At 40.7% G+C, this 246-nt stretch carries 1 protein-coding gene; it reads right to left on the reverse strand.

Translation table 11 applies throughout. The features are described from left to right. On the reverse strand, window positions 1–206 hold a 206-nt coding region (locus R0J87_RS23380; RefSeq protein WP_498889363.1), incomplete at its 3' end, for a ComEA family DNA-binding protein. Window positions 207–246: the final 40 nt, after the last annotated feature.

The following is a 246-nucleotide window of genomic DNA, read 5'->3' on the forward strand; positions in this document are numbered from 1 at the left end:
GCAAATTTCCCATTCTGCTCCCGGTATTCAATAATGTTCTGAGCTTTATCCGGACCAACGCCTAATAGCAGCTTATCCAGTTCCTCAGCATTGGCACTATTGATATTAATTGTTATTTCAATCCCTTCATGCTTATCGGCCGCATCCACCACTCCAGGTAAGACAACGCTCGATGCCAGCAAAATTAATGCAAATGTGTTTTTCATTTTTTCTCCTTCGTGTTAATTCAGCACAAGGATAATCATT

The organism is Halomonas sp. SIMBA_159 (genome assembly GCF_046536035.1).
In the GTDB taxonomy this organism is placed as follows: Bacteria; Pseudomonadota; Gammaproteobacteria; order Pseudomonadales; family Halomonadaceae; genus Vreelandella; species Vreelandella venusta_A.